The organism is Streptococcus minor DSM 17118, from assembly GCF_000377005.1.
Taxonomy (GTDB): domain Bacteria; phylum Bacillota; class Bacilli; order Lactobacillales; family Streptococcaceae; genus Streptococcus; species Streptococcus minor.
In genome coordinates this window covers 1-23,951 of the sequence record NZ_AQYB01000019.1, presented here as the reverse complement: position 1 = coordinate 23,951, position 23,951 = coordinate 1, and the positions used below count along the sequence as shown (strand labels likewise).

At 40.3% G+C, this 23,951-nt stretch carries 30 protein-coding genes and 1 tRNA gene; all 31 read right to left on the bottom strand.

The annotated features are described in order from the left end of the window. The coding region (locus F602_RS0100820) for a phage holin (RefSeq protein WP_018166046.1) at window positions 1-194 on the bottom strand (194 nt) is incomplete at its 3' end. After that, window positions 191-562: a hypothetical protein gene (locus F602_RS10545; protein ID WP_156801832.1), complete on the bottom strand. Its 372-nt coding sequence runs from the start codon at window positions 560-562 to the stop codon at window positions 191-193. The genes F602_RS10545 and F602_RS0100820, both read right to left, overlap by 4 nt. A gap of 40 nt (window positions 563-602) precedes the next feature. Then, window positions 603-746 (bottom strand): hypothetical protein, encoded by a 144-nt coding sequence (locus F602_RS10840; RefSeq protein ID WP_018166074.1) that lies wholly within the window; start codon window positions 744-746, stop codon window positions 603-605. Window position 747: 1 nt separating this feature from the next. Then, window positions 748-1,182, bottom strand: coding sequence for a DUF1366 domain-containing protein (locus F602_RS10210; RefSeq protein ID WP_018166073.1), 435 nt, complete (start codon window positions 1,180-1,182; stop codon window positions 748-750). A gap of 12 nt (window positions 1,183-1,194) precedes the next feature. Further along, window positions 1,195-3,225: a DUF859 family phage minor structural protein gene (locus tag F602_RS10205; protein ID WP_018166072.1), complete on the bottom strand. Its 2,031-nt coding sequence runs from the start codon at window positions 3,223-3,225 to the stop codon at window positions 1,195-1,197. Window position 3,226: 1 nt separating this feature from the next. Continuing rightward, window positions 3,227-5,209, bottom strand: coding sequence for a phage tail protein (locus F602_RS10200; RefSeq protein ID WP_018166071.1), 1,983 nt, complete (start codon window positions 5,207-5,209; stop codon window positions 3,227-3,229). After that, window positions 5,209-6,696 (bottom strand): distal tail protein Dit, encoded by a 1,488-nt coding sequence (locus tag F602_RS0100790; protein WP_026183238.1) that lies wholly within the window; start codon window positions 6,694-6,696, stop codon window positions 5,209-5,211. The genes F602_RS10200 and F602_RS0100790 overlap by 1 nt, the downstream gene beginning before the upstream one ends. 2 nt (window positions 6,697-6,698) lie before the next feature. Next, window positions 6,699-10,676 carry a phage tail tape measure protein gene (locus F602_RS10195; protein WP_169331161.1) on the bottom strand — a complete coding sequence of 1,326 codons (3,978 nt, stop codon included), beginning with the start codon at window positions 10,674-10,676 and terminating at the stop codon, window positions 6,699-6,701. Between the two features lie 72 nt (window positions 10,677-10,748). Further along, a complete protein-coding gene (locus F602_RS10960; RefSeq protein WP_018166068.1) occupies window positions 10,749-10,925 on the bottom strand; it encodes a hypothetical protein in 177 nt (58 codons plus the stop codon). 23 nt (window positions 10,926-10,948) lie between these two features. Then, window positions 10,949-11,281, bottom strand: coding sequence for a hypothetical protein (locus F602_RS0100775; protein WP_018166067.1), 333 nt, complete (start codon window positions 11,279-11,281; stop codon window positions 10,949-10,951). 45 nt (window positions 11,282-11,326) lie between these two features. Further along, complete coding sequence (locus F602_RS10835; RefSeq protein WP_018166066.1) at window positions 11,327-11,881, bottom strand: major tail protein; 555 nt, start codon at window positions 11,879-11,881, stop codon at window positions 11,327-11,329. A 3-nt stretch (window positions 11,882-11,884) separates the two neighbouring features. Next, window positions 11,885-12,328, bottom strand: coding sequence for a hypothetical protein (locus F602_RS10830; RefSeq protein ID WP_018166065.1), 444 nt, complete (start codon window positions 12,326-12,328; stop codon window positions 11,885-11,887). Further along, window positions 12,325-12,699 carry an HK97-gp10 family putative phage morphogenesis protein gene (locus F602_RS0100760; RefSeq protein ID WP_018166064.1) on the bottom strand — a complete coding sequence of 125 codons (375 nt, stop codon included), beginning with the start codon at window positions 12,697-12,699 and terminating at the stop codon, window positions 12,325-12,327. The genes F602_RS10830 and F602_RS0100760 overlap by 4 nt, the downstream gene beginning before the upstream one ends. Next, window positions 12,696-13,073: a phage head completion protein gene (locus tag F602_RS0100755; RefSeq protein ID WP_425423226.1), complete on the bottom strand. Its 378-nt coding sequence runs from the start codon at window positions 13,071-13,073 to the stop codon at window positions 12,696-12,698. The genes F602_RS0100760 and F602_RS0100755 overlap by 4 nt, the downstream gene beginning before the upstream one ends. Beyond that, window positions 13,066-13,371 carry a head-tail connector protein gene (locus F602_RS0100750; protein WP_018166062.1) on the bottom strand — a complete coding sequence of 102 codons (306 nt, stop codon included), beginning with the start codon at window positions 13,369-13,371 and terminating at the stop codon, window positions 13,066-13,068. Before F602_RS0100750 ends, F602_RS0100755 begins: the two co-directional genes overlap by 8 nt. A gap of 145 nt (window positions 13,372-13,516) precedes the next feature. Continuing rightward, window positions 13,517-14,686: a phage major capsid protein gene (locus F602_RS0100745; RefSeq protein ID WP_018166061.1), complete on the bottom strand. Its 1,170-nt coding sequence runs from the start codon at window positions 14,684-14,686 to the stop codon at window positions 13,517-13,519. A 27-nt stretch (window positions 14,687-14,713) separates the two neighbouring features. Beyond that, the gene (locus F602_RS0100740) at window positions 14,714-15,388 is read right to left on the bottom strand and encodes a head maturation protease, ClpP-related (protein WP_018166060.1); all 675 of its coding nucleotides are present in this window, start codon (window positions 15,386-15,388) and stop codon (window positions 14,714-14,716) included. Beyond that, window positions 15,372-16,577 (bottom strand): phage portal protein, encoded by a 1,206-nt coding sequence (locus F602_RS0100735; RefSeq protein ID WP_018166059.1) that lies wholly within the window; start codon window positions 16,575-16,577, stop codon window positions 15,372-15,374. The genes F602_RS0100740 and F602_RS0100735 overlap by 17 nt, the downstream gene beginning before the upstream one ends. A gap of 75 nt (window positions 16,578-16,652) precedes the next feature. Continuing rightward, entirely contained in the window at window positions 16,653-16,901 is a 249-nt protein-coding gene (locus F602_RS0100730) for a hypothetical protein (protein WP_018166058.1), read from the bottom strand. An 11-nt stretch (window positions 16,902-16,912) separates the two neighbouring features. Then, on the bottom strand, window positions 16,913-17,152 hold the full coding sequence (locus F602_RS0100725) for a hypothetical protein (RefSeq protein WP_018166057.1): 240 nt from the start codon (window positions 17,150-17,152) through the stop codon (window positions 16,913-16,915). Between the two features lie 13 nt (window positions 17,153-17,165). Beyond that, the gene (locus F602_RS10825) at window positions 17,166-17,333 is read right to left on the bottom strand and encodes a hypothetical protein (RefSeq protein ID WP_018166056.1); all 168 of its coding nucleotides are present in this window, start codon (window positions 17,331-17,333) and stop codon (window positions 17,166-17,168) included. Beyond that, entirely contained in the window at window positions 17,330-17,533 is a 204-nt protein-coding gene (locus tag F602_RS10820) for a hypothetical protein (protein WP_156801830.1), read from the bottom strand. The genes F602_RS10825 and F602_RS10820 overlap by 4 nt, the downstream gene beginning before the upstream one ends. A gap of 33 nt (window positions 17,534-17,566) precedes the next feature. Then, entirely contained in the window at window positions 17,567-19,321 is a 1,755-nt protein-coding gene (locus F602_RS0100710) for a terminase large subunit (RefSeq protein ID WP_026183236.1), read from the bottom strand. A gap of 52 nt (window positions 19,322-19,373) precedes the next feature. Then, entirely contained in the window at window positions 19,374-19,841 is a 468-nt protein-coding gene (locus F602_RS0100705; protein WP_026183235.1) for a phage terminase small subunit P27 family, read from the bottom strand. 14 nt (window positions 19,842-19,855) lie between these two features. Further along, window positions 19,856-20,179 (bottom strand): HNH endonuclease, encoded by a 324-nt coding sequence (locus F602_RS0100700; RefSeq protein WP_026183234.1) that lies wholly within the window; start codon window positions 20,177-20,179, stop codon window positions 19,856-19,858. A gap of 200 nt (window positions 20,180-20,379) precedes the next feature. After that, window positions 20,380-20,450: transfer RNA gene (locus tag F602_RS0100695), tRNA-Trp, on the bottom strand. Window positions 20,451-21,314: 864 nt separating this feature from the next. Further along, complete coding sequence (locus F602_RS0100685; RefSeq protein WP_018166050.1) at window positions 21,315-21,737, bottom strand: DUF1492 domain-containing protein; 423 nt, start codon at window positions 21,735-21,737, stop codon at window positions 21,315-21,317. Window positions 21,738-21,817: 80 nt separating this feature from the next. Further along, window positions 21,818-22,069, bottom strand: a complete 252-nt coding sequence (locus F602_RS0100680) for a hypothetical protein (protein WP_018166049.1) — start codon at window positions 22,067-22,069, stop codon at window positions 21,818-21,820. An 11-nt stretch (window positions 22,070-22,080) separates the two neighbouring features. Beyond that, on the bottom strand, window positions 22,081-23,277 hold the full coding sequence (locus F602_RS0100675) for an RtcB family protein (RefSeq protein ID WP_018166048.1): 1,197 nt from the start codon (window positions 23,275-23,277) through the stop codon (window positions 22,081-22,083). Continuing rightward, complete coding sequence (locus F602_RS0100670) at window positions 23,264-23,569, bottom strand: DUF1372 family protein (RefSeq protein ID WP_018166047.1); 306 nt, start codon at window positions 23,567-23,569, stop codon at window positions 23,264-23,266. The genes F602_RS0100675 and F602_RS0100670 overlap by 14 nt, the downstream gene beginning before the upstream one ends. After that, window positions 23,566-23,951 (bottom strand): YopX family protein (locus F602_RS0100665; protein WP_018166019.1); only part of this gene is annotated, 386 nt, incomplete at its 5' end. The genes F602_RS0100665 and F602_RS0100670, both read right to left, overlap by 4 nt.

Genomic DNA, 23,951 nt, shown 5'->3' with positions numbered 1-23,951 from the left:
TTGACAACCATCATCCCTAAAACGTAAGGATTTGATAGAGCTTTGACAATGACATCTAAAACAGCCTGCCACGTTGTCAAATCGCTTGTTTTAAGGCCGTAATAGCCCAAGATAGGCAATAACACTGCTACAGCAAAACGTGCCAGAAATGCCTTGTTTTTAGCGTTAAAACGCACTTTCCAATTGAGTTTCATTGATTTGTCCTCGTTTCTAGTTTTTCAAATACTTTGTATAGAGCCTTAATCTCTCCATTCCCACCTAATTTTGTATAACTCTCATAGAGCATAGCCATTTCTCTGCGCTCCTCGACTGTTGTATAACCACGTTCTATGGATACATCTAATGCATGATAAAGCATGTGTCTTTGTGTCCTCATTTCACCATGCCGAACATCTGCAATATCCAGCTGTACTCTATCTAATGTACTACTGTTGTTGGATACAGTCTTACTGACTTTGTCCAAATCATTTTTTAACTCGCTAAATTGTTGCTTGTTAAGATTGCTGGATTTTGTAGCAAGGTACGCTAGATAGCTAGGAGCAATTACATTGATTAGTGGCATAAGCTCTTTTAACACATTATGTAAGCCCTCATGCACCAATCTACTTCCCTTCTTCTTTTGTAAATTCTTCGAAACCTTGTGCGATCAATTCTTCTTTTACTGCTGGACGCAATCGACGATGCACATCTGACAGTTTCTTGCGACCGTCTAGAATTGCGTTTACCCATAACATTACTAATGCCATATCATTCACCTCCTTCCACCTCCACAATTTTATCAACCAATATACCATCTTCATTCACTTTTAAATTCATCCTTTCCAGCAATTGATTTAAAATATCTTGTTGATCATAGACCATATTCCCAATTTCAAGAGTTGTAGTAGAAACAATTTTTATTGTTTCATCGACTTTATCAGATACTTTCTTAATTTCTTTGATGATGCCATCGTATTCATCGAATTTTTCACTTTCTGCTCGTTGATACGAATTTTTTTGATAGACAACATCAAGAGCCATTTGATAGAGTTCAGCATCTGTCTTTTCGATTGCATCTGGCTCAAAAAAGATAGGGTAGTAAGCTCCATCATCGTTTTTTAAGACAACCCTCGTCCTGTAAGGCTGACCGTTTAGATAGTCCAGGGATTTTTCCCCAAATTCCAACTTCAAATTGTTAATCATGTAGGCTCCTTTCTAGCCAATTCTTCGCCAGCGATAAATGGTAATATACGGTTGCAAGTTTGACGAAGTAACTTCTACTTCTGCCGATGTTTTATTTTGATCAGCAACAACTACACGACCACCGTAACTACTAGTTGTCGCTAAACCAAAAGCTGCTGCTACCCGTCTAAGACCTGCAAGCAATTTACCACCGCCTGTTTTTCCAGATGTGTTGAAATCAGCATCGTTTTCGTCTACTCCGACTAGAACACGGCCGTTTCCGAAGCGTTCCCAGGTTCCACCCATGAATGTAGCTGGATTGATTGATGATGTGCTTTGGTAGATTGATCCAACAGGATAGAAACTATCCAGACCTTGCACTGTCCATGCAGTCCAGTTTCCGTTATGTCTCGTTCTAGTAAACATCCGACCTGAGTTTTTCTGTATGGCATTCTGTGATAAATAATTATCACTTTCCGAATAGACCGCAATATAAAACTGATTTAAGCCTGTTCCAACCGCCGGGCCGTTTTTAGGCTCGTTACAAGAGAAAAAACTATTAATCGTCTTTGTGTTTAGGTCAACAGTTCCGCTCGCATTGTAAGGAGAGCGACCATTGTTATTTGTCAGTTGATGTTGCTGGATTAGCTTCCCATTAGCATAAATATCGCCAGCAACATTAATTGAGCCAGGCTTGCCTCGGTCTGGTATCTGACCAAATCCCCAGCGCCCGTTTTTGTCATAAGCACCTACGCCAGATGCGGTTGGCACAACAGCCCTAAATTCTGCGCTATTAAATTTATCTGATAGAACGCCCTCGACTACCCAAGCGCTATCAGTTGGGTAAGTACCTGCCAGCAAGGCTTCTGTCACTATAGTTGGTTGATTCCAAGTTCCAGCTGCTGGTCCATTATCTACTGTAAATACCGTAGAGGCTCCTCTTGCAACCTTAAAGGCAAGGCTTAGAGTATTCTTCTGAGTATTTCCTGCCATGAGAGAGGTTATGACAGCCTCGCGTTTAATTGACAGCTTAGAACCGTCTTTTCCCTCACGAACCACAGTAAATGACAGTTTTGGAGTGTGATAAGGCAAGATATTGATAGTTACATTTTTTGGATCAGACCATCGACCACGACTGTCCTGTACCCTAGCACGGACTACAGCAGAGCCACTATAGGGCATATTTCCTAAAGTACCTCCATTTGAGCCTGTACTATTTGATTTACCAACTATGACTGCTTCGTATTGTGCAATAGTGGAGCCAGGTGCGCCACTAGCACCATTAAAGGTAATCTTGACATTAGAAACATCTTGGATATAAGTATGAGGGTCAGGAAATAGGGACTGAGCCTTGACATTGGTATCTGTCAAGCTGATGCTGCTCAGAGTAGGTTTGTAACTGTCTGGGATTGAAATATCAAACACAGCAGCACTGGTTCCAACTTTTGTATTACCAAAGTACGTATCTACCCAAATTGTACCCTTGCTTGCAGTATCATTTGGTATTTGCTTAGCTAGTTCAGGAGGCACATGCCATATATAAGTAGTATCAACATTGGTTGCAATAGTATCGTTTGCAGCACCAAATCCATACCTTATGACATGCTTAGCACTAGAGCTTTTTCGGCTAATCGAAACGGTAACTGACTGACCAATAACAACTTGCCCGATTGAAACTGTGCTAGCTCTTGCAATGGTTGCCAAGGTATAGTTAGCAGAAGCACTAGCTACACCATATCCAGATACATTAACAGCTAGCGAAGCAGATATAGAAACTGTCTTAGTGCCATCCCCGCTATGAGAAATATCGTACTCCTTTACCCATATCGTCACAGATGAGTTAGTGTTGATATTAACTGGGACATTTTCTGTGCTAGATATTCCATTTACATTTACTGATAGAGGGTAGCTTCCCCAAATAGCTCCATAACCGTTCGAACGTAATGTAACCCAGACACGGATGCGTGAGCTATTACTTGATGGGTTTTGCGAGACAGTCCCATAGTTAAGATCCATCTGAACATTGTGTCCGTATGCTCCACTAAAATTAACTGTGCGTGTCATTCTAGCTCACCTCCCCTACATATCTGATGACATTGATATCTGGATTGCTTTCAAGCGGTGCTACCACAAATCGTCCTACTCGAACTGACAAAGCAAATACACCGTTATTTACAGACAACTCTCCCTTGGTTAAAGTCATAACAGCCTTACCTCCAGAAACGAAACTAATCACATCATTAGTTACGATAAACTTAGTATCCGAACCATCTTGAGCAATGGTGAAACTATTTCCATCTGCTTGGATATATCCTATTGAAGTTTCCCATCTCTGAGCTTTTTCACCTAGTTTTGTAATTTCTATCAAACGCTCCGAAGATTTTAAGAGCGCTTCTTCTGCTTTTTTCTTAGCTTCTTTTGTAGCTGCAGTTACAGTTTCGTTATAAGCTTCTGCCCATTTCTCCAAAGCTGCCATCGTTAAAGCAGATTGGATTTGTCGTTCTAACTGAGAGTTATTATCGATTAAATGGTTAATCTGTTCTTGGGTCAATTGACTATCTGCTTTGCTGTCTATCTTGCCTTGTAGGTCATTCAGTTGTTCCTCGTCTAGCGCTCCAGGCGGACCCGGTTGACCATCCTGACCGTCTGAAACATTGGTAAACGTAATTTCAGATGTAGCAACAACTTGGTCATTCAAAACAGCTTCAACTATTGCCAGTTGCGTGCCATTGACTTGGCTTGCAGACATCGTGTAAGTGTTGGATGTTTGACTAGTACCGTTTATTGTCCATTTAAAAGAGGCCCCAGAAACCGTCTCTGTGCCTTTTTTAAGCGTTGGGGTTATCAGACTATTGCCAGCTCCGTTCTTGAACGCTGTGCCAGCGCTAGTGCCCAATTCGAGCGTGTAAGGCATTGCTTCCTTAGCCAATTCCTCAACCCGCTTGAGCAGGTCATTTGATAACTGGCTGTATTTGCGCTCATAGTTTGAAAAAACTGTCCGATTGACCTTGCCTGTTAACATGGATTCTTCTGTCTCAATGACCCGAGCTTGAACATATAACTCTGGTTCAAAGTGAACGTCATCAATCAATATTCTAGTGTCTCCGATTTTAGTATCAAAGCCGCCTTCTGCTGTAAATGTCAATTTGGGATTGCTGACATCTTTGATTCTTCCAAGCATGTAACCATACAAAGCTTCCTTAGTTTCGTGTTCGGTGTCATCTAGGGTCAAAAGGATATAACCATCAGGGCTATTTTTGCCGACAGAAGGATACCTATCCTTTGCTTGCGGAGCTCGTAAGTAAGGACCGTCTGTAAAGTATAGGAGCTTACCCTTGTCATCATAAACTTTTTTATTCAGACCAGCTATAGTTATTCCATCTTTACCCTTACAGTAAACTGCTGTACGCAATTCTTTGATACTATCCTCGTAGTCGATTGTTTTTAAATCTTTACCGACTCGGACAGGAGAATTGATTACTCTGCCAAGATTGCCTTTTTTGTAAATGTTCAGAACATGTCGTTTTAATGAGTAGTCGCTATTCAGCTGCGTGACAAATTCTAATTCGGCATCAAAAAAATTAGCAACAGAATACAACCTAGCCAAAACAGTATCTTTGCCTGTCCACTCTAGTTTGATAGACTTATCCGCAACCTCATTGATACCGATGGTAAAAGCATGTTCTGGATCAAATCGGTTGATATAGCTCACAATCTTTTCTCCAGACTGGGCTTTATATGGGCCAATTACTTCATTATTATCTTCTAGGTTCGTGGAGAAGGCTGTCAACTCAACATTAAATCCTGTTTTCTTGACCTCAAGGATATTTAACCAATAACTTTCGTCTTTGTATTCAAACGACAATTTACAACCTGTTCTGATTGTATCAATGTCTTTGGAATAATAGCGTAGCGTAAGTATGCTAGCCGAACCAGCCAAAAATCGGTTTAGATCTGCTGAATTATACTTAATGCCTGCTTGGTTATCAAAAAAACCGATATTGAAACTATCGGTTGAATCTCGGATGGCAATGCGTACATTTTCCATCAAATATATGCCTCCTTAATTTTTGCTACTGCACTCTCAACTTCCGAAAAACTGGATACTAGCAACTGAACCTTGGTTTCACCGGGTGGGACTTTAAAAAACTTCGTTCCCATAATTTCGCCATCAGGAGCAAGTTGGTTATTAACATACAACTTACCCTCTTGCCCAACTACGCGCAAAACACTACCGGCTGAATAGCGGTTGGGGATGTCTTTCCAGTACGGTACTTTAATTTTAGTAAAACTAAAATCATTTAGGTAATGCACAGACACAAGCTGATTGCCTGCGGTGCGACCTCTGTACTGCCCTGTAAAAAACTGGACTTTCTTTGCGACAGCGTTTTTAATCTTGGATTCATGCGAAGAATGGTACGAACCATACCAAAAGAAGGTTACTTTTTCACCCTCTTTTTTTATATCAAACATGTTTCGATTTTGTTTTCGAGCCTCGCTACCGTAAGGGTTGCTTAGTCCAGCGTGAGGAGTAAAGTTGATTGATTTTACAGACCGACTTCCTCCTGCTCCATCACCCATTAAAAAATGGACAGTAGCAATATTGGCAGTCGTATTCGTCTTCTCAATGGCCATCCCAGCGATAAAACGATTTTGGTCATCGACCACAGCCAAGCACCATGCCCCAGTCTGGTTAACCAGACCAGTCTCAAAGCAAGCCCTAGCCCAGATGTACCAATTTTGGGCAGTTTCGGACAATGTTAGCTCTTTGATAGCGCCAAACTGTACACCATTAGCATTGTTGGAAAAACTACTAGGCAACAAACCTAAACGACCGCCATCTGCGGTATCTGATGACATGTTAGTAACCGATTTTTTGTTTTGACTCTCGTAAAATACAGTTCCATCAGTCCAGTTCGCGAAATTTCCAGCCTTATTACTTGATAAAACTACGTTCTTTTCGGCAACTAATCCGTCTACTTCTTCTACCTTTCCAAATTGTATAGCACCATAAGGACTAGCAATACCTAAAAAACCTGACTCTTTTTTGAGTTTTACCTCATAATCAACTGATACAGGTTCGCTGCCTTCATTGACAATCGTCGCTTCTAATATCCCTTCTTCATTCCTAGTAAACGAAAAAGGACGTTGATTAGTTGAATGAGCTAGACCGTCTGCTACGATAAATTTCAACGTTCCTCTTCCATTTGCTCTGGCCAACACTTCAAAATCCAGTGTTTCAACAGGGATCGCATAAAAAACTTTGTTTGGCCAGCTTGAAAACTTCAATTCTTTCGGAGTTTCCACATTTAAGGCTTTCAGTAACAAGTTGTATTCCTCAAAACTGCCTGTTTTATTGTAAAAAGGAATAGGAATCACTTTCTCTTTTTTACGTGTGTAGGTAAATTCTGCTCCACTTAAAACATCGTAGCTGTTCAGACTAGGCTCAAAATCAGCGCCTATATTCAAAGTAAATCCTCTTGCAACTGTGATGTATTTCGTTAGCTCTACACCGTTAAAAAATACTTTTTCCAAGGTCAATCCCACCCCTTTCCATATACTGCGTTCAAAATAGCTTCTCTTTTACTTTGACGTTCGGTGACAAATTTTGCGATTGGTTCACCATCAATAACAATAGATAATTTTGCAATAGCATCTATCATTTTAGATGTAATGACATTTCCATCTCTTGTCAAATCAACTAAAACAGATAGTAGTTGCTGTAGATTAGAGTTATCGTTGCCAACAACACTAATAGACTGAGTTGTTGATATTCTGCTGATTCGTTGAGCTAACCTTGCGATACCAGTATTCTCAAAACCAATTCCTTCTGCATAGTGCGGAAATAGTTTTTTAGTATCGCTTGCTTTTAGGACTTTGGAGCCACGAGGTAGCGGAAGGATGACATCCCGTCCTTCAGGAATAAAACTGTGTCCTGTTGGTAAAGTGATTAGCTCACGATAGGTTGACCCTTTCTGGTCATTGACCATTGCCAGGCCGCCTGGATGGAAATTTGTTCCGGTTGCATTCTTTGTAACCTTTTCTGTTACAGTCCTAACAACTGTAGTCCATGTTCTACCGACTAAGGAATTCAACGAACCTAAGAGGTTATCAACAGCTATATTGGCATTGGTAGCATCTGCTGTGATGGACACATGTTTATCTTTCACTTTATCCAATGTGCTTGTGGCTTCTCTCACTGGGTTAGCAGTGTTATTTTTTGCTTGAATTTGTGCAGGTGTCAGCTGTTTCACATTGTCAATAGCTGTCTGGGCTGATTGAGTAGGGTTTGCTGTCAAATCTGTTGCAAGCAATTGTTTTTGTTGCGGCGTTAAGGCGTTCCATTGGTTTATCAAGTCCTGTGAAGTGGCTATCTCAATCATCGCTTGATTGCCATCAACAATCATTTGTTTTTCGTTGATAGATAACTTATTCCATCTGTCCGTAGAAGACACTGCATCTACAATCATTTGTCTAGCATTGCTATCAATAGTCGCATTTTTCAAAATAAAATTCAGGTTGTTCCAACCTTCTTCTGATAGCGATGCATTCTTAATTTCTTCTAGTGCGTTAGATTTCAATGTTGCGCTTTTCTCATCCCAAATTAGGTTTTTCCAACTTTTATTAGCCTCAACAGCTTGTTCGCTCATACCTTCGATGATTTTACCAAGATATTTAAAATCACTAGCAACGCTTTCTGTATTTTCTGAAGTAATAGCGCTGAACTCTTCCCAAGTCATGCCGTACTTATCTAAAATATCTTGGTAGGAATTTTGTAAAGCTTCCAATTGCTCTGGACTATCACGATATATTTCCTTTTCTCGCTCCCACTTTTCCCTCATGATAGCGATAAATTTATCTTTGTAAGTGTCCATGACAGCAACGTGATCAGATTCCAATTGCTCCAGTTGCTTATTGATTTCCTGACGTGCAGCAACATCTTCTTCGCCTGTTTTTTCCAACAAGCTTTTTAATTTAGCTTTGTGCTCTTTGTATGTTTTCTTCTCATCCTTCATCCAGTTGGAGGTTTGCATCCACAAGCTATCCAGTTGAGTCTTGTTCAACTCGTATAACTCACCGTTCAAAGCTTTTTGAATAGCAACTCTCTCTGATTTAGAGTAGTTCATCAATTCTAACTGCTTATTGATAAGTTCAGTTTGATACCCTTTGACCGTCTCTTTTTCAGCAGCAGATAATTTCGTCCGGTCATTTGAATGTCTCTGGTAGATGGATAATATTTCATCACTGACGCGTTGAGTATATACCTTGCTCTCTTCAGCGTTCTTCTTCAAGGCATTTACGACCTCGTCACTGAGGCCTAATTTCTTAGCAAGTTCTATATCCTTGGCCAACTGCTCGTCAGTTAACTTCGTGATTTCATCAACCAGACTCTTTACAGCACTCTCAACTTCTTCAATATCATTCTTGCTGTTTGTGCCGAAAAGCTCCATTGACTGTGTCATCTCATCTACTTTTTCCTTGTATCGAGATAGCTCTCCGGCCTGCACTCTATCGACCTCTGTTCCCCATTCTTCGGTTCGTGCCTTAGCATCAATGGCTTGCGCTGAGAAATAGCCTATAGTTGCAATCGCAGCGCCTCCTAGTAGCACAGTCCAAGTAGTCGGGCTAGCCAGTACCCCGAGAGCTCCAGCCCATCCACTTGTCGCTGTCGTTGCTGTTGCTGTTGCCCCGGTAAATGCTTCTACTATCGGAACTCCGGCTTTTACAGCTTGTAATCCACCGGATACTTTACCGAATAAAGTAGACATCGTTCCAAGACCTTTGAATACCGAACCAATAACACCTATTCCATTACCCATAATACTCAAGGCTGGTCCTGCAGCGGCAGCTATAAATCCCCACTTAATGATTTGTTGTTGCTGCTGTTTGTCTAGCTTACTGAATGCTTTAGCTAGGTCAGCAGCTTTCTGAATCCATGGTTTGACAGCTTCTAGTCCATCGCGAAGAGCGTCAACAAGAGGTCCACCTACCTCGATGGCAACATCTGTCACTTCGTTGCGGAGCATTTCCAATTTTGATTCGGCTGTTTCATATCGTTTGTTGGCTTCTTCAGTTAAGGCTTTGTTCTCTTTCCAAGCACCGTTACTCGTATCTATAGCTTTTGTAAACAGCTCTTGGGCGTTACCTGAACGCAATAGCGCATCTCTCAAACGAACTTCCGTGAAACCCATCTCATTTAACATTTCAATGGCTGATTCACCTTTTTCTTCAGCTGTACCTAGACCATTGATAAACGCTCCAATAGCTCCAACTGCATCTGTTTCAAATTTTTGCTTAAACTCGTCAGCAGTCATCCCAGCGATTCTAGAGAAATCTTCCAAGTTTGCGGAAGCCTTGACAATATTAGCCATCTCAGTGGATGTCATGCCAATTGAATCCGCTAAATCCTTGAAGTCTTTAGGACTATTAGCAAGCAATAACTCAAATTCTCTACGGCTCAATCCTGTTTGTTCTGTCAGGTTTGCCATTCCGTCAGCACCACTAGTTACTGCTAATTGCATTTTAACCATGAGTTTAGAAAAGGCAGTACCACCCATCTCAGCCTCAATGCCTACAGAAGATAGAGCAGCTGACAGACCAACGATATCTGCTTGGCTTAGTCCGATTTGAGAACCAGCACCAGCTAAACGTAAAGCCATATCTGTGATATTTTCTTCGGTGGTTGCGAAGTTGTTACCTAAATCTACAATTGATGATCCTAACTTCTCGTAATCTTCAGGGGCAAGCTTGGTAATGTTTGCAAACTTAGCCAAAGCAGTTGCAGCGTTTGTGGCGGACATATTAGTTGATTCTCCAAGGTCAATCATAACCTTTGTAAAACCGATGATATTGTCTGCGTTGATTCCGAGTTGACCGGCTATCTCTGCTACATTTGCGATTTCTACAGCGCTAGCAGGCAGTTCTTTCGATAATTGACGGATAGATTTTGATAGTGTTTCGTAAGAAGTTGTTGCTGTCTCATCCACCGTTTTGCGGACACCCGCGAAAGCAGATTCGTACTGTACCGCAGCTTTAACGGCATATCCAGCGCCTGCTAGAATTGGAGCAGTGACCCCAATTGATAGCGACTTCCCAACTCCTGAGAGGTTGTCTCCGAACGTTTTTAATTCATCGCCAGATTTTCTTAGATTATCACCTACCGTTGTCCATGAGCTAGATTGGATAGCTATCTCACGAGTCAAGGTGTTGTATTTCGATTGCAACTCTGCCACTTTTGAAGCGGTAGCAGCCATAGCTGATTGTGCGCCCACTAAATATTCTTTTTGTTTTGAAGTAGCTGAATTTACATCTCCAATTTCAGTTTTTAAGTTATTGTATATATTTGTCTGTTTCTTTAAAAGCTCTTGATACCCCTTTAGGTTATGACCTACTTGGGTATGAGTGGCTTTTAAGCCAGATAACTTATCTTTTTGACCTTTAAAACTTTTTTCCACTGTTCTTAACGAACTGTCCAGACCTCGCATATAAATTTGCAACTGCCTTGTGTTGTTCATAAACGGCGATATATCCAATTGCGCTGTTGCAACTAAGTCTCCTAAATTCGATACTGACATCTATCCTCCTTTCTAGCCAAAAAGAAATGGAAAGGCTTGGTCTAAAGTTCCCTCCATGACCGTTTCTTTGTTTTCGGCAGGTTTTGCTTCTAAAGCTGCTACCATCAATTCAATATCTGATAGCTTCATTTTTTTTATATCTAAAATGGTGTGCCCACGTTCTAAAAGAACACCAATCCAACTTAACAAGTTTTTCTTTGCCTCTTCAGGCGTTATTCCTTTGGGTCATCCCCTTCAGATTCGGAATCTTTTTTCTTCCCTCCCAAAGCTTCTAAATACAGTTCGTTTAGTGTTTCAAGAATAGACATATCAGCTCGCTTCAAATCCTCAACCTTGAAAACACCCCCAAACATGTCAACGAACATTTGCAGATAAGCTTCGTTCAAAGTGCGGTGCTTTTTAGGGTCTAGAAAAGCTTTCTCATTTTGATAGAGAGCTGATTGACGAACCTGATGCTCCAATGCCAAAAGATTATCTTCTACGTTGATGTAGTCTTTTTTAAAAGTCTTTTCAACTCCACCTTGGTTTAGTTTAATTTCGTACATACTTACTCCTTATAGAAAAAAAGGCGGGGAAACCCGCCTGTGTGCTTAATCTGTAGATGGGAATACCATCTTGCGGAACTCAGTTAATTGGAAACCTGGGTTGTCTTCCCGTCCGATGTAAAGAATATCACCATCTTCATCATCCCCACGAGCGACGAAATTACCTGTTGTTGAATCTGTTTTTGGATCTGGTGTACCTTCTTTAGTTGCTAAATCCATGCCGGGAACGTTGAATTTTCCTTTAAGCAATCCAATCCAGATGTATTTTCCATCTTCCATACGAGTACGGAACATACAGGCAATGTCGTTTGGTGTCAGATTTTTATTGTATTTTTCTACACCGTTCTCGACTTCGATATTGTATAAATCTTTCCGATGTTCAGATTTCAAGTCGAGTGTTTCAATTTCCAGTTTGGCATCTGTAATGCCTGCTGAGATAACAGCAAATGGTCCATCATCTCCTGGAACTGTCAATATCTCATTCGTCAATTCTAGTTTTGCCGACTTCAGTCCTGGTATTTTTTTAGTCGCTGTTACTTTGTCTTCGGCGTTAAGAACACCATATTCGAAAGCGCTAAGACCAAATTTTACTTTTCCCATTTTTTATTCCTCTTTTTCTGTTGTTGACCAATCAAAAAAGCGATACTTCCTAATGTTCATCAATAGGTCAATATCGCCATCTTTGTATCTTGGTTTTTCGTTTGCGGTATATCTTTCAAAACCGCCGTTTTCTAAAATTTTATCCATCCGCCGTGCAATCTGTTCAGATTGATGGGCTGTTTTACACCAAAAATTGATTGTCACACGGTATTCGGTAGCTGAAGGCTCGTCATCTGCATAGTATGCCGGTGTGTCATAGTTAGGATTGATACGAATAAACGGTGCTAATTCTTTCTTAATGACATTCACCGGGTTTTCTGGGATTGCATATGTGAAGATACCTTGCTTATAACCATTTCCGAACTTACCGCCCCTAATGGAATCCAGTAGCTCGTTGAGCTCTGCATCCACGCTCAAAAGCCTATAGACTAAAGCTTCAGCAATCATAATCTCAACCCCTCTCTAACCTTTTGGGCATAAATTTCTTTTGCTCTCGGAGTCATTGTATTGATTGTCTTTTCCTTAAAGCCCTGCGGAGCTTGATAGATAGTCCCATCATCAGGGAAGTGAGACCGCCATCCAGTTTTTCGGCCATAACCAATATCCTTCGAGATAATCCCTTCGCTAGCACCTTTAAACCCTGTCACAACAACTTCATCCGCCAAATGACCAAAAATATCTTCACTCTCAGGAGTGTTCTTTTCCAGTTCTTTCGCAAATTCTTTTGCTACTTCTGATACTGCTGCACGAGCGACTCTCGGAGCTCTTACTTGTAGCTTGGTAAGGTTCGCTAAAATCTTATCAACACCCTTTGTCATGAGATTCTCACTCCCTTAACCAAGATATTTTCCTTGTCGGCATAGTCGATTTCTAGCTCTGTGATTTTATATTCCAGACCGTTGAAATCTATGTACATGGAGTTATCAAAAGGAGGTTTTGGATGATAGCGGATGATGAATGTTTTAACATCTTTGTATGATTCCAATGGTTTTTGACCGTTTTGTTGCAAATCCCCTACATAGGACTTCCCACCTACTTTGAAATCTTTGGTATTCGTCTTTGGTACTTCTGCCCAACAACTGTAAACATTGGTTCTCACTGCATCAACAACTTCTCCATCTTCATTCTGGCCAGCCGTTTTTGAGTAAAATGTAATCCGTGTATTCATTCTGCTAGTGTCTATACTAATCACCTCCGTCACGCAAGCGTAATTGATGGATAATATTCAAGACACCGTTAGCTAGCGGATAGCGTTCCCTACCCGCTGATAGACCACGATGTTCGTATTCCTCTTTGACTTGCTTCATAACAGCTAAATCAAACTTTGGAAAATCTTCAAACGTTGCAGGAGTAGAACCCTCCTCGATTGCAAAGCAGATTTGTTCTTGGACAGCTGGAATGATGATTTCTTTTAAAATCTCATCCTCGTATCCCAAGTCAATCTTGCAATACATTTTTACCTTATCTAGATATTCCTGTGTGATTGCCATATATCCCTCCTATCATCCAACAAGAGCTAGTAACTCAGACTTATTCATGGATGGAGTGTAGGAAATCCCCTTCTTATCTAGATACGCTTTAATTTCAGGTATAGTATTAGCATTTGTTGGCTTAGCCGCCTCTAGTGCGGCTGGTTTAGGGTGTATAAGTTACAAAGAAACCTGCTTGTTCGTCAATCTTCGCAACACCAAATCTAAGAACAGCCTGCAAGTATTGACCATAGATTTCGTTGTCAGTCCAACGTAGACCTAATTCCTTACGGTCAGCAAATAATACACCACGTTTGAAATCACCAACAAAAGCTTTATTTTCGCCAAGCACATCATCAGAAAGGACAAAGACAGGGCGGCCTAGGAACACTTTCCCTGTCGCGGATGTGATAGAATCTTGTAGCAAGTAGCGACCATTCTTGTCTTTCAAAGTGTCAAGGATTTGATAGAAACTTTGCGATACAATGAAGGCAACATTGTAAGCTGGGTCCAAATCAACGTTAAGAAGTTTTTTCACTTCATCAAGGTTTTGGACAGTCTTAGCCCCGAAAGTTTTCAATACAGTAGCGATTGCATCATTAGTAGTGTTCACTCGCATTTGTCCAATGGTTTCAGATACAAGTCCAACCAAGTCCACATCTGCATCATCAATGGATTCTTGAGACAACGGAACAGCGCCACGATAAGTTGTAACTGTCCATTCAACATTTTTGAATTGCGGTTTTGCGAGTTTTGGATTTTTCTCCAGCTCTTGCACGCTGATCAGTTTATCAGTCGCACGTTGTAATACCGGATATTTACCAGTTGCTTTCTTAGCGTGATGAATTGTGGCAAATTGTTTCAAATCAACAACGGTCTTTACTTCACGAGCTGGTGTGTAAATGATTTCTTCGCTTGAAATTGGTTTGACATCGGCTTTCTTTACGCCATCAGTTTCAGGATTGACTGGTGTTACTTCATTCATCGGAAGCAACACTTCATCTTTACCCTCAATGCGTAAATTTTCATTGACCATTTTACCCTTAGATCGGATAAATTCATTAACACTATCGCGATAAGTCTGAGTTTCTGTCACCACTTCTTGTCCTCCTTTGTTTTCTGCACCGCCTGTAGTTAGAGCATCTTCAAACATAGTTAAATTTTCTTGAGCTGTAACAAGGTTAGCTTTTGCAGTTGCAACATCTGCTTTCAAAGCTTTTGCAGTTTCAAGGTCATCCGCTTCAAGAGCGTCCTTGATTTCCGCAGTTTTTGTCGTAATTGTTGATTGAATATTGGCGATAGCAGCTTTTAATTCTTTGATTTTTTCATCAAACATGTGTTTTCCTCCAAAATAAAAAGGACTTTATAGCCCTTGTAAGATTTCTTCTTTTTCAATTTCTCGTAGCATGTTCTGGATTTCTTGTTTACGCTTGCTACGGTTAGCGTAAAAATCATCAATAACAGCCTGCGGTAGCATTCCATTTTCTAGACTAGCAACGGCTTCTTGGTCTTCAAATGTCATCACTTCGTCTGCAAAACCCTTATCTACCGCCTCTTGCGCAGACATGTAGGTTTCAGCCTTCATCAATTCCATGATGTCATCTTCTGCCATTCCAGTTTTTGCCACATAAGCGTTGATAATGGCTTTGTCGCTCGCTTTCAAAGCATTTGATGCTTTATCTAGGTCATCGCTGTTACCAGATACCCAACCAAATAGCGCTTTATGAATCATAATTTGAGCTGTTGGACTGATAACAACCTTGTCAGCTCCCATGATAGCGACAGATGCAGCACTAGCAGCCATACCAGTTACTTCCGCTGTGATGTGGCCAGAATAATTTTTCAATGTTGTGTATATATCGCTTCCGACGGTTACTAGTCCTCCGTTTGAGTTGACCTCTAACACAACATCTGAACCATCTTCTGGTAGAGCTTCTGCGATAGATTTAGCACTAACAGCTTCGAGCCCCCAATAATCATAAGCTTCTTGGCTATTATTTGGGATAAGAGGCCCTCTTAACTTAATTCTCTTTGGCATCCTTTGTCTCACCTCCTTTCAATCCTTGTTTTTGGTATTCCTCTTTTTTATCAAGGAATACATAGTTCAAGCTAGACTGGTATCTATCCATATCAGGATCATCAGACTTAGGTAGTCCGAGTTGTTCCAATCCCTGATTTGGTGTGAGCAATTGGTTGTTAACCATATTCCGCACCTCGTCAACAGTAAACCCGGTCACTCCTCGTGTATCAAATTCGATACGATACTTCTTCCTGTCATCTTTGTTCAGGATTTTAAGTCCTAGTTCACTGGTTATGGCATCCAAATAAAATGGCATATCATTTGATACGTAGTCATCCATCAGTTGCGCCACAGACTGGTTAGGGCTGTTAACACCTAACTTATAACTCGGAACACGCAAGACTTTAGCAATTTGAGCAGTAGAAAAATTATTGCTACTGATAAGTTGTAAGACTTTAGTGTCTATTTCTAAAGGTGAATATTCCTGAGTGTCATCAAATACTAGCGGACTTCCACCTGCTGACCCCTCTCGCATCTTCTCAAAGTCCATTCGGGCTTTTTTACGTGCCTCTCCGCTCAATTGTGAGCCTTTAAGCTTCAAAATACCGCTTGAAAAACCATCTTTGAAAAACTTCAAGAGAGTTCGTGTTCCCTCGTCTTGCAGTGATATTTCATCAGCCAAAGATAATAGAGGAGAGCGACCAAGAATTGTATCATGGGTAAAAAATTTCCAGTGGATTACATCGTCTGAACTACATTTGATTTCTTGACCTGTTGAGGAATCAAAAAATTTATACAAAATATCACGGTTGTCTGTTTCTTCCACAGTTGTTTGAGATGGTTTATAAAATTGAAATTCTAATGCTTTTCCAGTTAATGGATCTCGTAAAACACGAGAATAGCTATTCCCAGTTAGAATTGCATTTACAACCATAGCGAACTTCCAGTCTCTGGCTGTGGCATTTTTAGTAGATCTGACATTCAACAAATAGTTAATATCATCATCTTTTTCAATATCTCCAGAAATGGTTTTCTTGATTAGTGGGAATCTTGCCACATCGCCTGCGATGATAGATACTGCTGTCAAAATATCACTATTTTTCAAAGCAGAAATACCAACATAAGAGGGGGTGGAATTGCCAGATAAAACAGAAGAGATGTAATCATCATAGGAGACCTTTCCTCCTAATGATTGAAAAAAACTCATTTATATTTCTAACTCCTTTCTTTTTTTATAAATAAACAGTAGTCTTTCCTACCAGTCAAGATGAGTGACCACCTCCTAGACTACTTGCTCATAAGTTTGCTCAAAGATGTCAGGTTTACAAGGGTATAATTCGCCTCGGACACCCTTGATGATATAGTCGCCTTTCTTAGCGGTCATGACACCTTCAGGTGTTACAACTGACAATTTTCCTGAAGGTATCTCGTAGCTAATATGTGGGATTCCCATAAACTCCATTATTTCCTTAACATTTTCACCAGTCCACTTCGCAGCTTCGATTAAGATGGGCTTTTTTCTATAAAGCATACAATCCCCCCCTATTTCCGACCGAACCAATATTTCTTTGCATTGATATTGGTCACTTGCTTCTCGATTTTGTCAAATCTCGAATTTGTAGCTTGGGCATTGCGTTTAACAATGTCATCCAAATCTCTGATATTATCTGCATGATTTCGTAGTGCATCAGTTAATAAAATATTTTCCGCTGTCAATTGAGCGAGTTTGTTTTCTAATCTCTCAATCCGCGACCATTTCTTCTTGATACGTTTGTTAGTCATAGTGACCTCTTTTCTATCCGCTTTGACCTGCGGAAAGGTTGATAATGGCTGCCAATGAAACCAATAACATCCCTGTCGCTAAAAAACCGAGTTTATCAGAAAATAAAAAAGCGGCATAAGCCACAAAACCAAAACCCAATACAAGCAAAATAGTATGGATGTGCGATAATAACCATTTCATGAATTCACCTCCTCAATCAATTCTATGTCTACAAGCTCAACATATTTATTTTCTTCTTGTAAAATTTCTTCTGCAAGTTCTTTTCCAACAACAAGGTCATCGGTATAAATAAAACGAAACTCAAGAATATTATCTTTTCTACGAAAGGTTGCACAAGCAATCATTTTTAGCTCGCTTCTTTCCTTTGTAGCTACAAACATTTTCTTTTCAGGTGATCAAATCGCTCCGCCCATTTAAAACATACTCTCCGTTTCTAATATTTTTTCGTCTGTCCAGTATCCTGAACCGTCAAATGGTTCTAGGAAACAGACTGCATAAGCATTTAACCCAGCATCCGCTGGGTCAATTTTGTTACTATTTTTGTTCTTGTCAATCCGCATACCATTGTTATCCACCTTGGTAAAAGCATTGTTAAAAGCCATTGTCAACAAAGGATTTCCAGAGTGTTTTATCTTGCCAGTTTTGACATCATCTCTGAATTGTTTAGTTGGCATATTCAAAATCCTTGTGGTTTGAGAAATCTCGATGAGTGGCCATTCAGGGTGTCGCTTCTCAATCATAGTCAATAGAGAACCGAACTGATATGGATCATAGCAAATGCCATGTACTTCCCAATCGTTCGTATAAACCATTTCTTCTAATTTTTCCAGTACACGCTCATCATCAATCACCCCGGATTCAAGAGTAGTGATTTCACAATATCCTTGTCTTTCAAGATTGGTATAAGAAACACCATCTCGTTTCTCTTTGGCAATGAGACCATACTTGGTAGCTACAAACGAAAAGTTATCAATGTACCAATAGTCATCCATTTGTGCTATTGGTGTGATGGCGAATAAGTCACTCGTTCTACCAACATCCACACCAATCCAAACTCTTCGCTTAGTTGTATCTGGTTTATCAATCTTAGCTTTATACCAAGTTTTCTTATCCATATAGGACTCTTCGCTAGATTGTCTCCACATGTTAAAGTTTTTAACAAGGACTTTGTTTATTTCACCAGTTTCAAGAGAAGTCTTTCTCCGTTTACGGAGATACTCCGTAATTTTTTCTTTTAAGGCTTCCACTTCAAGAATAGGATTTGATTTTATCCAATTTTCTTCATCTGCGATTTCAGTTTCGTTATCTTGTTCAGCTATGTAGCAGAAGTAAGAATCATCTTCGACTTCCTGATTAAGAATTTTTTCTGAGTAACTATATTCGATGGTGTGCATTGGTACATTCAAGTCAAGACCTGCCGTTGAAATAATAAAAATGAAAGGGTTGTCTAATTGTCCTTGACCAGATTCCAAAAGTTCTAGCATCTCATTAGTTTTGGATGCTGCATACTCATCAAGAACACCGACATAAGGTTCGAAACCATCCACTGCACCAGTATCACGACTTAATGCTCGGATATAGGATTCATCGTTCTTGTTAAACAATTCATCCCTTGTTACCTTGGTTGCTTTCTTAATATCCGGTACCTTGGCTCTGAGAGCTTCCAGCTGTTTCTTTGCCATCGTCCATGCTATTTTAGCTTGTGTTCTGTCGTTGGCAGTACAGAATAGTTGTCGGCTTAATGCTGGATTTTTACCAAACAAAAACTCATAAAGTAAAATGCCAGCAATAAGAATGGTTTTCCCATTTTTACGAGCGACAGATACAAGTGCCTTTCTGAATCGCCTTATAGAATGGTCAGCTTTTTTTCGCCATCCGTAAAGGCTTGAGATGATAAATTTTTGAAATCTAGCTAGAGGGTAGGTCTTGCCTGTCTTGACATCTGGTAGCATTTCAAGGAAATCAATTGTATTCTGCGCTTTGTCAGGGATGTAAGTGTACATCGAATTGGGATTGTTAATCTTTTTGAGGTCATTTAAATGCCTTAGACAAGCTTTGATGACTTTCTTACCAGCTCTTACCTTTCCATCTACTACATCTTTAGCATAATAAAAAGCGACATCTTTATACTCGTCGCTTATCATGGAATAATCGTAAGATATTGAAATGACCTCCTTTCTAGTTGTTCAGATAAAGGTCGCATTTGAAATGAGACCTTATTCAACCTCCAAATTTATCGAACAAACTTTCTTTCTTCTCCTCCTGTTTCGGAGTGAACATCTTCATCCGGCTATCAACTGTCAATCCTAACTGGCTTGCTGTCATACGGATATTAGTAGTTGCTTTTTCCAAGGTAAGAATAAGTGGATTTGCAAGCCAACCTTTATCTTCATCAAAGATGACCAAGCCTTGCTCGTCAATCTTCTGTGAGATTTCCTTATAAACTGCGTACCAAGTGCAGTAGTTTTCTAGGATAGCTTTATCTAGGTTTCGTAGCGGTAGCTTTCGTAAGCCTGTAATCACTCTTTTGTATTCCGTTTTGGCAACATCATTTAAGTGGGCAGAAGGAGCGTTTGGGAGCATCGCAAGACCGTCCGAAGCCAACTCCTCTGCTTCTTTCCGTTTATCTTTTTCAGATTTTGTTAAATGTTTTTTAGTAGCCGACAACACTTTCATATTTCGTCCCACGGTGTACCTCCCTTCTATCTCCAAGAACCTTTAGCGTCGTTGCATGCTTTGCAAATTGGTTGTAAATTATCGCGATCTAAACGCTTAGACCAATCTTTTTTGATACTGACAACGTGGTCAGTCATCGTTGCTTCTCCTCCACAGACTGCACAAACGTAATCATTTTCAAGCAGTACCATCTTACTCGTTTTACGCCAAATGGGAGAGTTGTAAAACTGTATTACTTCTTTGTTGTATTTCCAACGTGATTTGTTGTAGTCCTGGTATTCTTTCTGTCTACTATCGTAATCTGTTAAGATTCTTCTACCATTGGCTATTGTTAGTTTTTGTGGTTTCATAATATCTAGTGGTGTTTGTTTGAATAAAATATATAGCAATAATCACACTAGCTAACCACCTCCAATCAAAAAAAGCCACACTAGTGTGTGACTGTACTCCGTGGCTGTGAATCGAACACAGAACTGAAAAAGCAGTGACATGTATACTTCTACAACCTCTCCCATACCGCTTAAGTCGATACTGAGACCACGGTTTAAAACAGACTCTGTAGGAATTGAACCCACGCTATCAAGGTTGGAGCTTGATGTGCTACCTCTACACTAAGAGCCTTCCTAAAAACGCTGAGATTACACGTCTAAACGATTGTCTTTCGCAACCTTATGTTTTAGTCGCTTATCCACTAGAATCCCTTCCAGTAACAATCATGCACGGTTGGTTAGACCAACCACTCCTTACATCACAAACTACTAAGCCATTTTTCAATTAACGAAAACCCCGCTAAAGGTCTAAGCTGCTTTACTCTTTGACTTTGCTCTCGTCCTTGCGAGACTTGAGCAGGTAGTCGAACTACCGAAGTACACTTTCGTTTGCGACGGGCGATGGCTTTCGCTTTTTATATATATTCCTTATTATTTCATAAAATATAAATAACACAAGTTTGGTTATCGGCATATCACAGACGTGCATCGCCATGCGTTTCGTTTCCTTTTGAGAAACAAAATGCGCAACGCCTGTCATTCCCCTCCAGTTGGCAACTTTCAGGATTGTCACATGCTCTTGGGTAATCAACCCAAAATCAAGTGACATGGTATCCGCTCTTAGCGCGACCCTCGAACTTTGATACCTTCTTCTTTCTCCGTGTTCGTTTCAAGCACTGCTGACACAGTCCATCACCGATTGGCTCTTGGATAATACTCTTTAACTTCGCACGTCGCTACCCGTCGAATAGCACAAGAATTGGATTGCTTAGATTGACCATTGCTGGCACTAAGATTGATACGCCATAATCTTAGTTTTCCTGTGTCGCCACAGATTATCTAGGCTAAGCCCATATTTTGATACCCGGTTTGACTAATAGGTTAGTGTTCATCAAAAAATAATTGACGCAAGGAAAAAAGATATGTCTCTTCCTGGTATCTTGACAATATCATAATAACACTTTTGGATGTCCGTTGGAGTCCGTTTTAGTCCGTTTTATTGTTGAATTAGTCCGTTTAATTGTTTTATAGCCAATCTTTTGACCGTGTAAAACTTGCTCTTCCCCCAACCAAGACGATCTAAAGCATCATTTGGATATTCACAATTAACATAGGCGGTAATCAACAACAAACGTTGTTCTGATTCCAAACCGTTCATTAGTTGCAATATCTCTTCTTTGCGCTTTAACAATCGTTCGACTTCTTTACGGTTGTATTCTGATGTGTCTATGATGCTGATATTCTTGTCTTCCTGAGATTTACGAACTCCACCATTCACTCGCATATCGGACCACTGGGGGCTAGAAAGTAAAGAACCCTCTGTTCGCTCAATATCCAACTTCAACTCATTGATGATTTTCGGTATCGTACGCAGTTCGTTTAATAATTTCTCTGCGCTCGTCAATTCCTTTCTAGCCACACACTCTCTCCTTTTTATGGTATAATAATACTGCTATATATTATTGTCCGAGGCAGAGAGTGCCTTGGCTTTTTTTTGTATTAGTAACGGTTCAGGATACTTACTACTTCATCAAATGCCATAGACACTCTGATTGTCTTTTCCTCATAAGAAAAGAATGGTCCAGGTATCTTTAGAAGTAAACGTGTTGTATAGCTGTTCTCTCTCTGTATTCCCTCAATGCTTTCAACCATTTTCTTACAGAGTGCAACTGAACCAAGTTTCACAAATCTTGGCATTTCTTTTTTTAAAATTCTTATTTTTCCAGTGTAGGGTCTTCTTTTTGGTCTCATTTTTAACCTCCTTAATGAGCTTTAAAGTTATACACTGGCTTCAAGTGGTGTTTTATATCCACTGTTGGCCAGATTGAAGAAATAATCAACTGAGCTGGTTTATACGCTCCAGGAGCTTCATCCAGTGTTTCCAATCCTACTGAAGAGGTATAGACATTTTTCATTTGCTCTTGATAATCTTCTAGTTTGATTTGTTTCCTAGCTGCTGTCCGAGATAGAAGGCGACCAGCTCCATGAGGGGCCGAGAAATTCCAGTCAGCATTCCCTTTTCCTACACAAATCAAAGAACCGTCACGCATGTTCAATGGTATGATCAGCATTTCTCCTTCTTGTGCTGATGTCGCACCTTTTCTGATAATACCGTTGACATCATCAATATTGTTATGAACAGAGTCAAAGCAGAAACTAATCTCCCAACCCATCTCTTTTACGATATTTTCAAGCATAAGCCGTCTTGATCTGTTTGCATAACTGTCAGCCAACCTGATGTCATTCAAGTAGTTTTGGAGCAATCCCCCCTCTAAGTAGGGGATTTCTGGATAAGTAAGACTGCTTTTGAAAGAAACAAGTTCTGACTCAATTTCTTTTTCCCTCCCTTGTGACTTCAAAGAGGAAATAATCTCCTTGATTTCTTTGGTGTGGTCAGAATGATATTTCTTAGCAACCTGTTCGTGATGTCTTGCGATTTCAGCACCAAATGACCTTGAGCCAGAATGTACAGTTAGCCAGTAGTTCCCTTCTTCGTCAAGAGCTAGCTCTATAAAATGGTTTCCGCCACCAAGAGTTCCAAGCCCTTTTTTGTGTTGTTCTGTTTTCTCTGGGGCAAAAGACAGTGAACTAATAAGGTCATCTATGTTCCCTTGTGGGATTGCATGTAATCTGTTTCCAGCTGGAACTACCTGATGAACTACTTCATCAAGTTTTTTCAGGTCAATATCCTTTTCTGTGATTTTGACCGACATCATCCCACAACTCAAGTCAACACCTACCACTTGAGGAGCAATCTTCCATTTGGACCTATCTTCTGGAAGTTTGATGGTTGTTCCAATGGTTGCCCCTTTTCCAAAATGAGTGTCAGGCATAATTCTGACAGTAGTTCCTTCAGTTATAGCTTCATTGAGCATTAGTTCAATTTGGTTTGATGTGACATCATCAACCATATTTGTGAACACTTTGGCTGTTGTGTTTGACCCTTTAATTAGTTTCATTTTTTCCTCTTTTCCTCAACTCCTCCGGTATATCATCCCCAACCTGCACGCTGTCGTAAACTTCCTTAGTTACTAGAAACTTACCGTAAATCCCGCAATCCAGCGTGTGCTTACCATCAACTATTGCCTTGCCTGTGACCTTACCAATCATCGCTGCACCAGCATTATCAACTTGATAGATGATGACTGGTTGTCTGGATTCTAGTTCAATTATCCTGTTGTTCATCTTTGCCAAAGCCAGGGTGAGTGCCCAGAATAGACATAAAATTACAATTAGTATTATCTTTTTCATTCAACTTCCTCCAAAAATTCCGGGTTCTCATAGATGTTGCCGATGATTTCGTTCGAGAAAATTTCTGAAAACAATTCTGAACCGCGCTCAGTTTTGTCATCACAAACCATGTATCGCCCTTCTAACATTCTCACAACACCTTGGCAGTCCGGAAAGTCAATAGGATGTTCGCATGTTACTCTGACAACATCCCCCTCGAAAATTTCCTTGCCATTTACATCAAACAGCCCTGTGGATTGCATGAGGGCTGCACCACGTACACGCCTACCAGCCTTATTGCCCTCGTCCAACGTCACGTACAATCCGCGACTGGTCCAGATTACAGCTTTAACTCCATACATCTTACCTTCGTAAAATGCTCTATATCTCTGTATCATTTTCT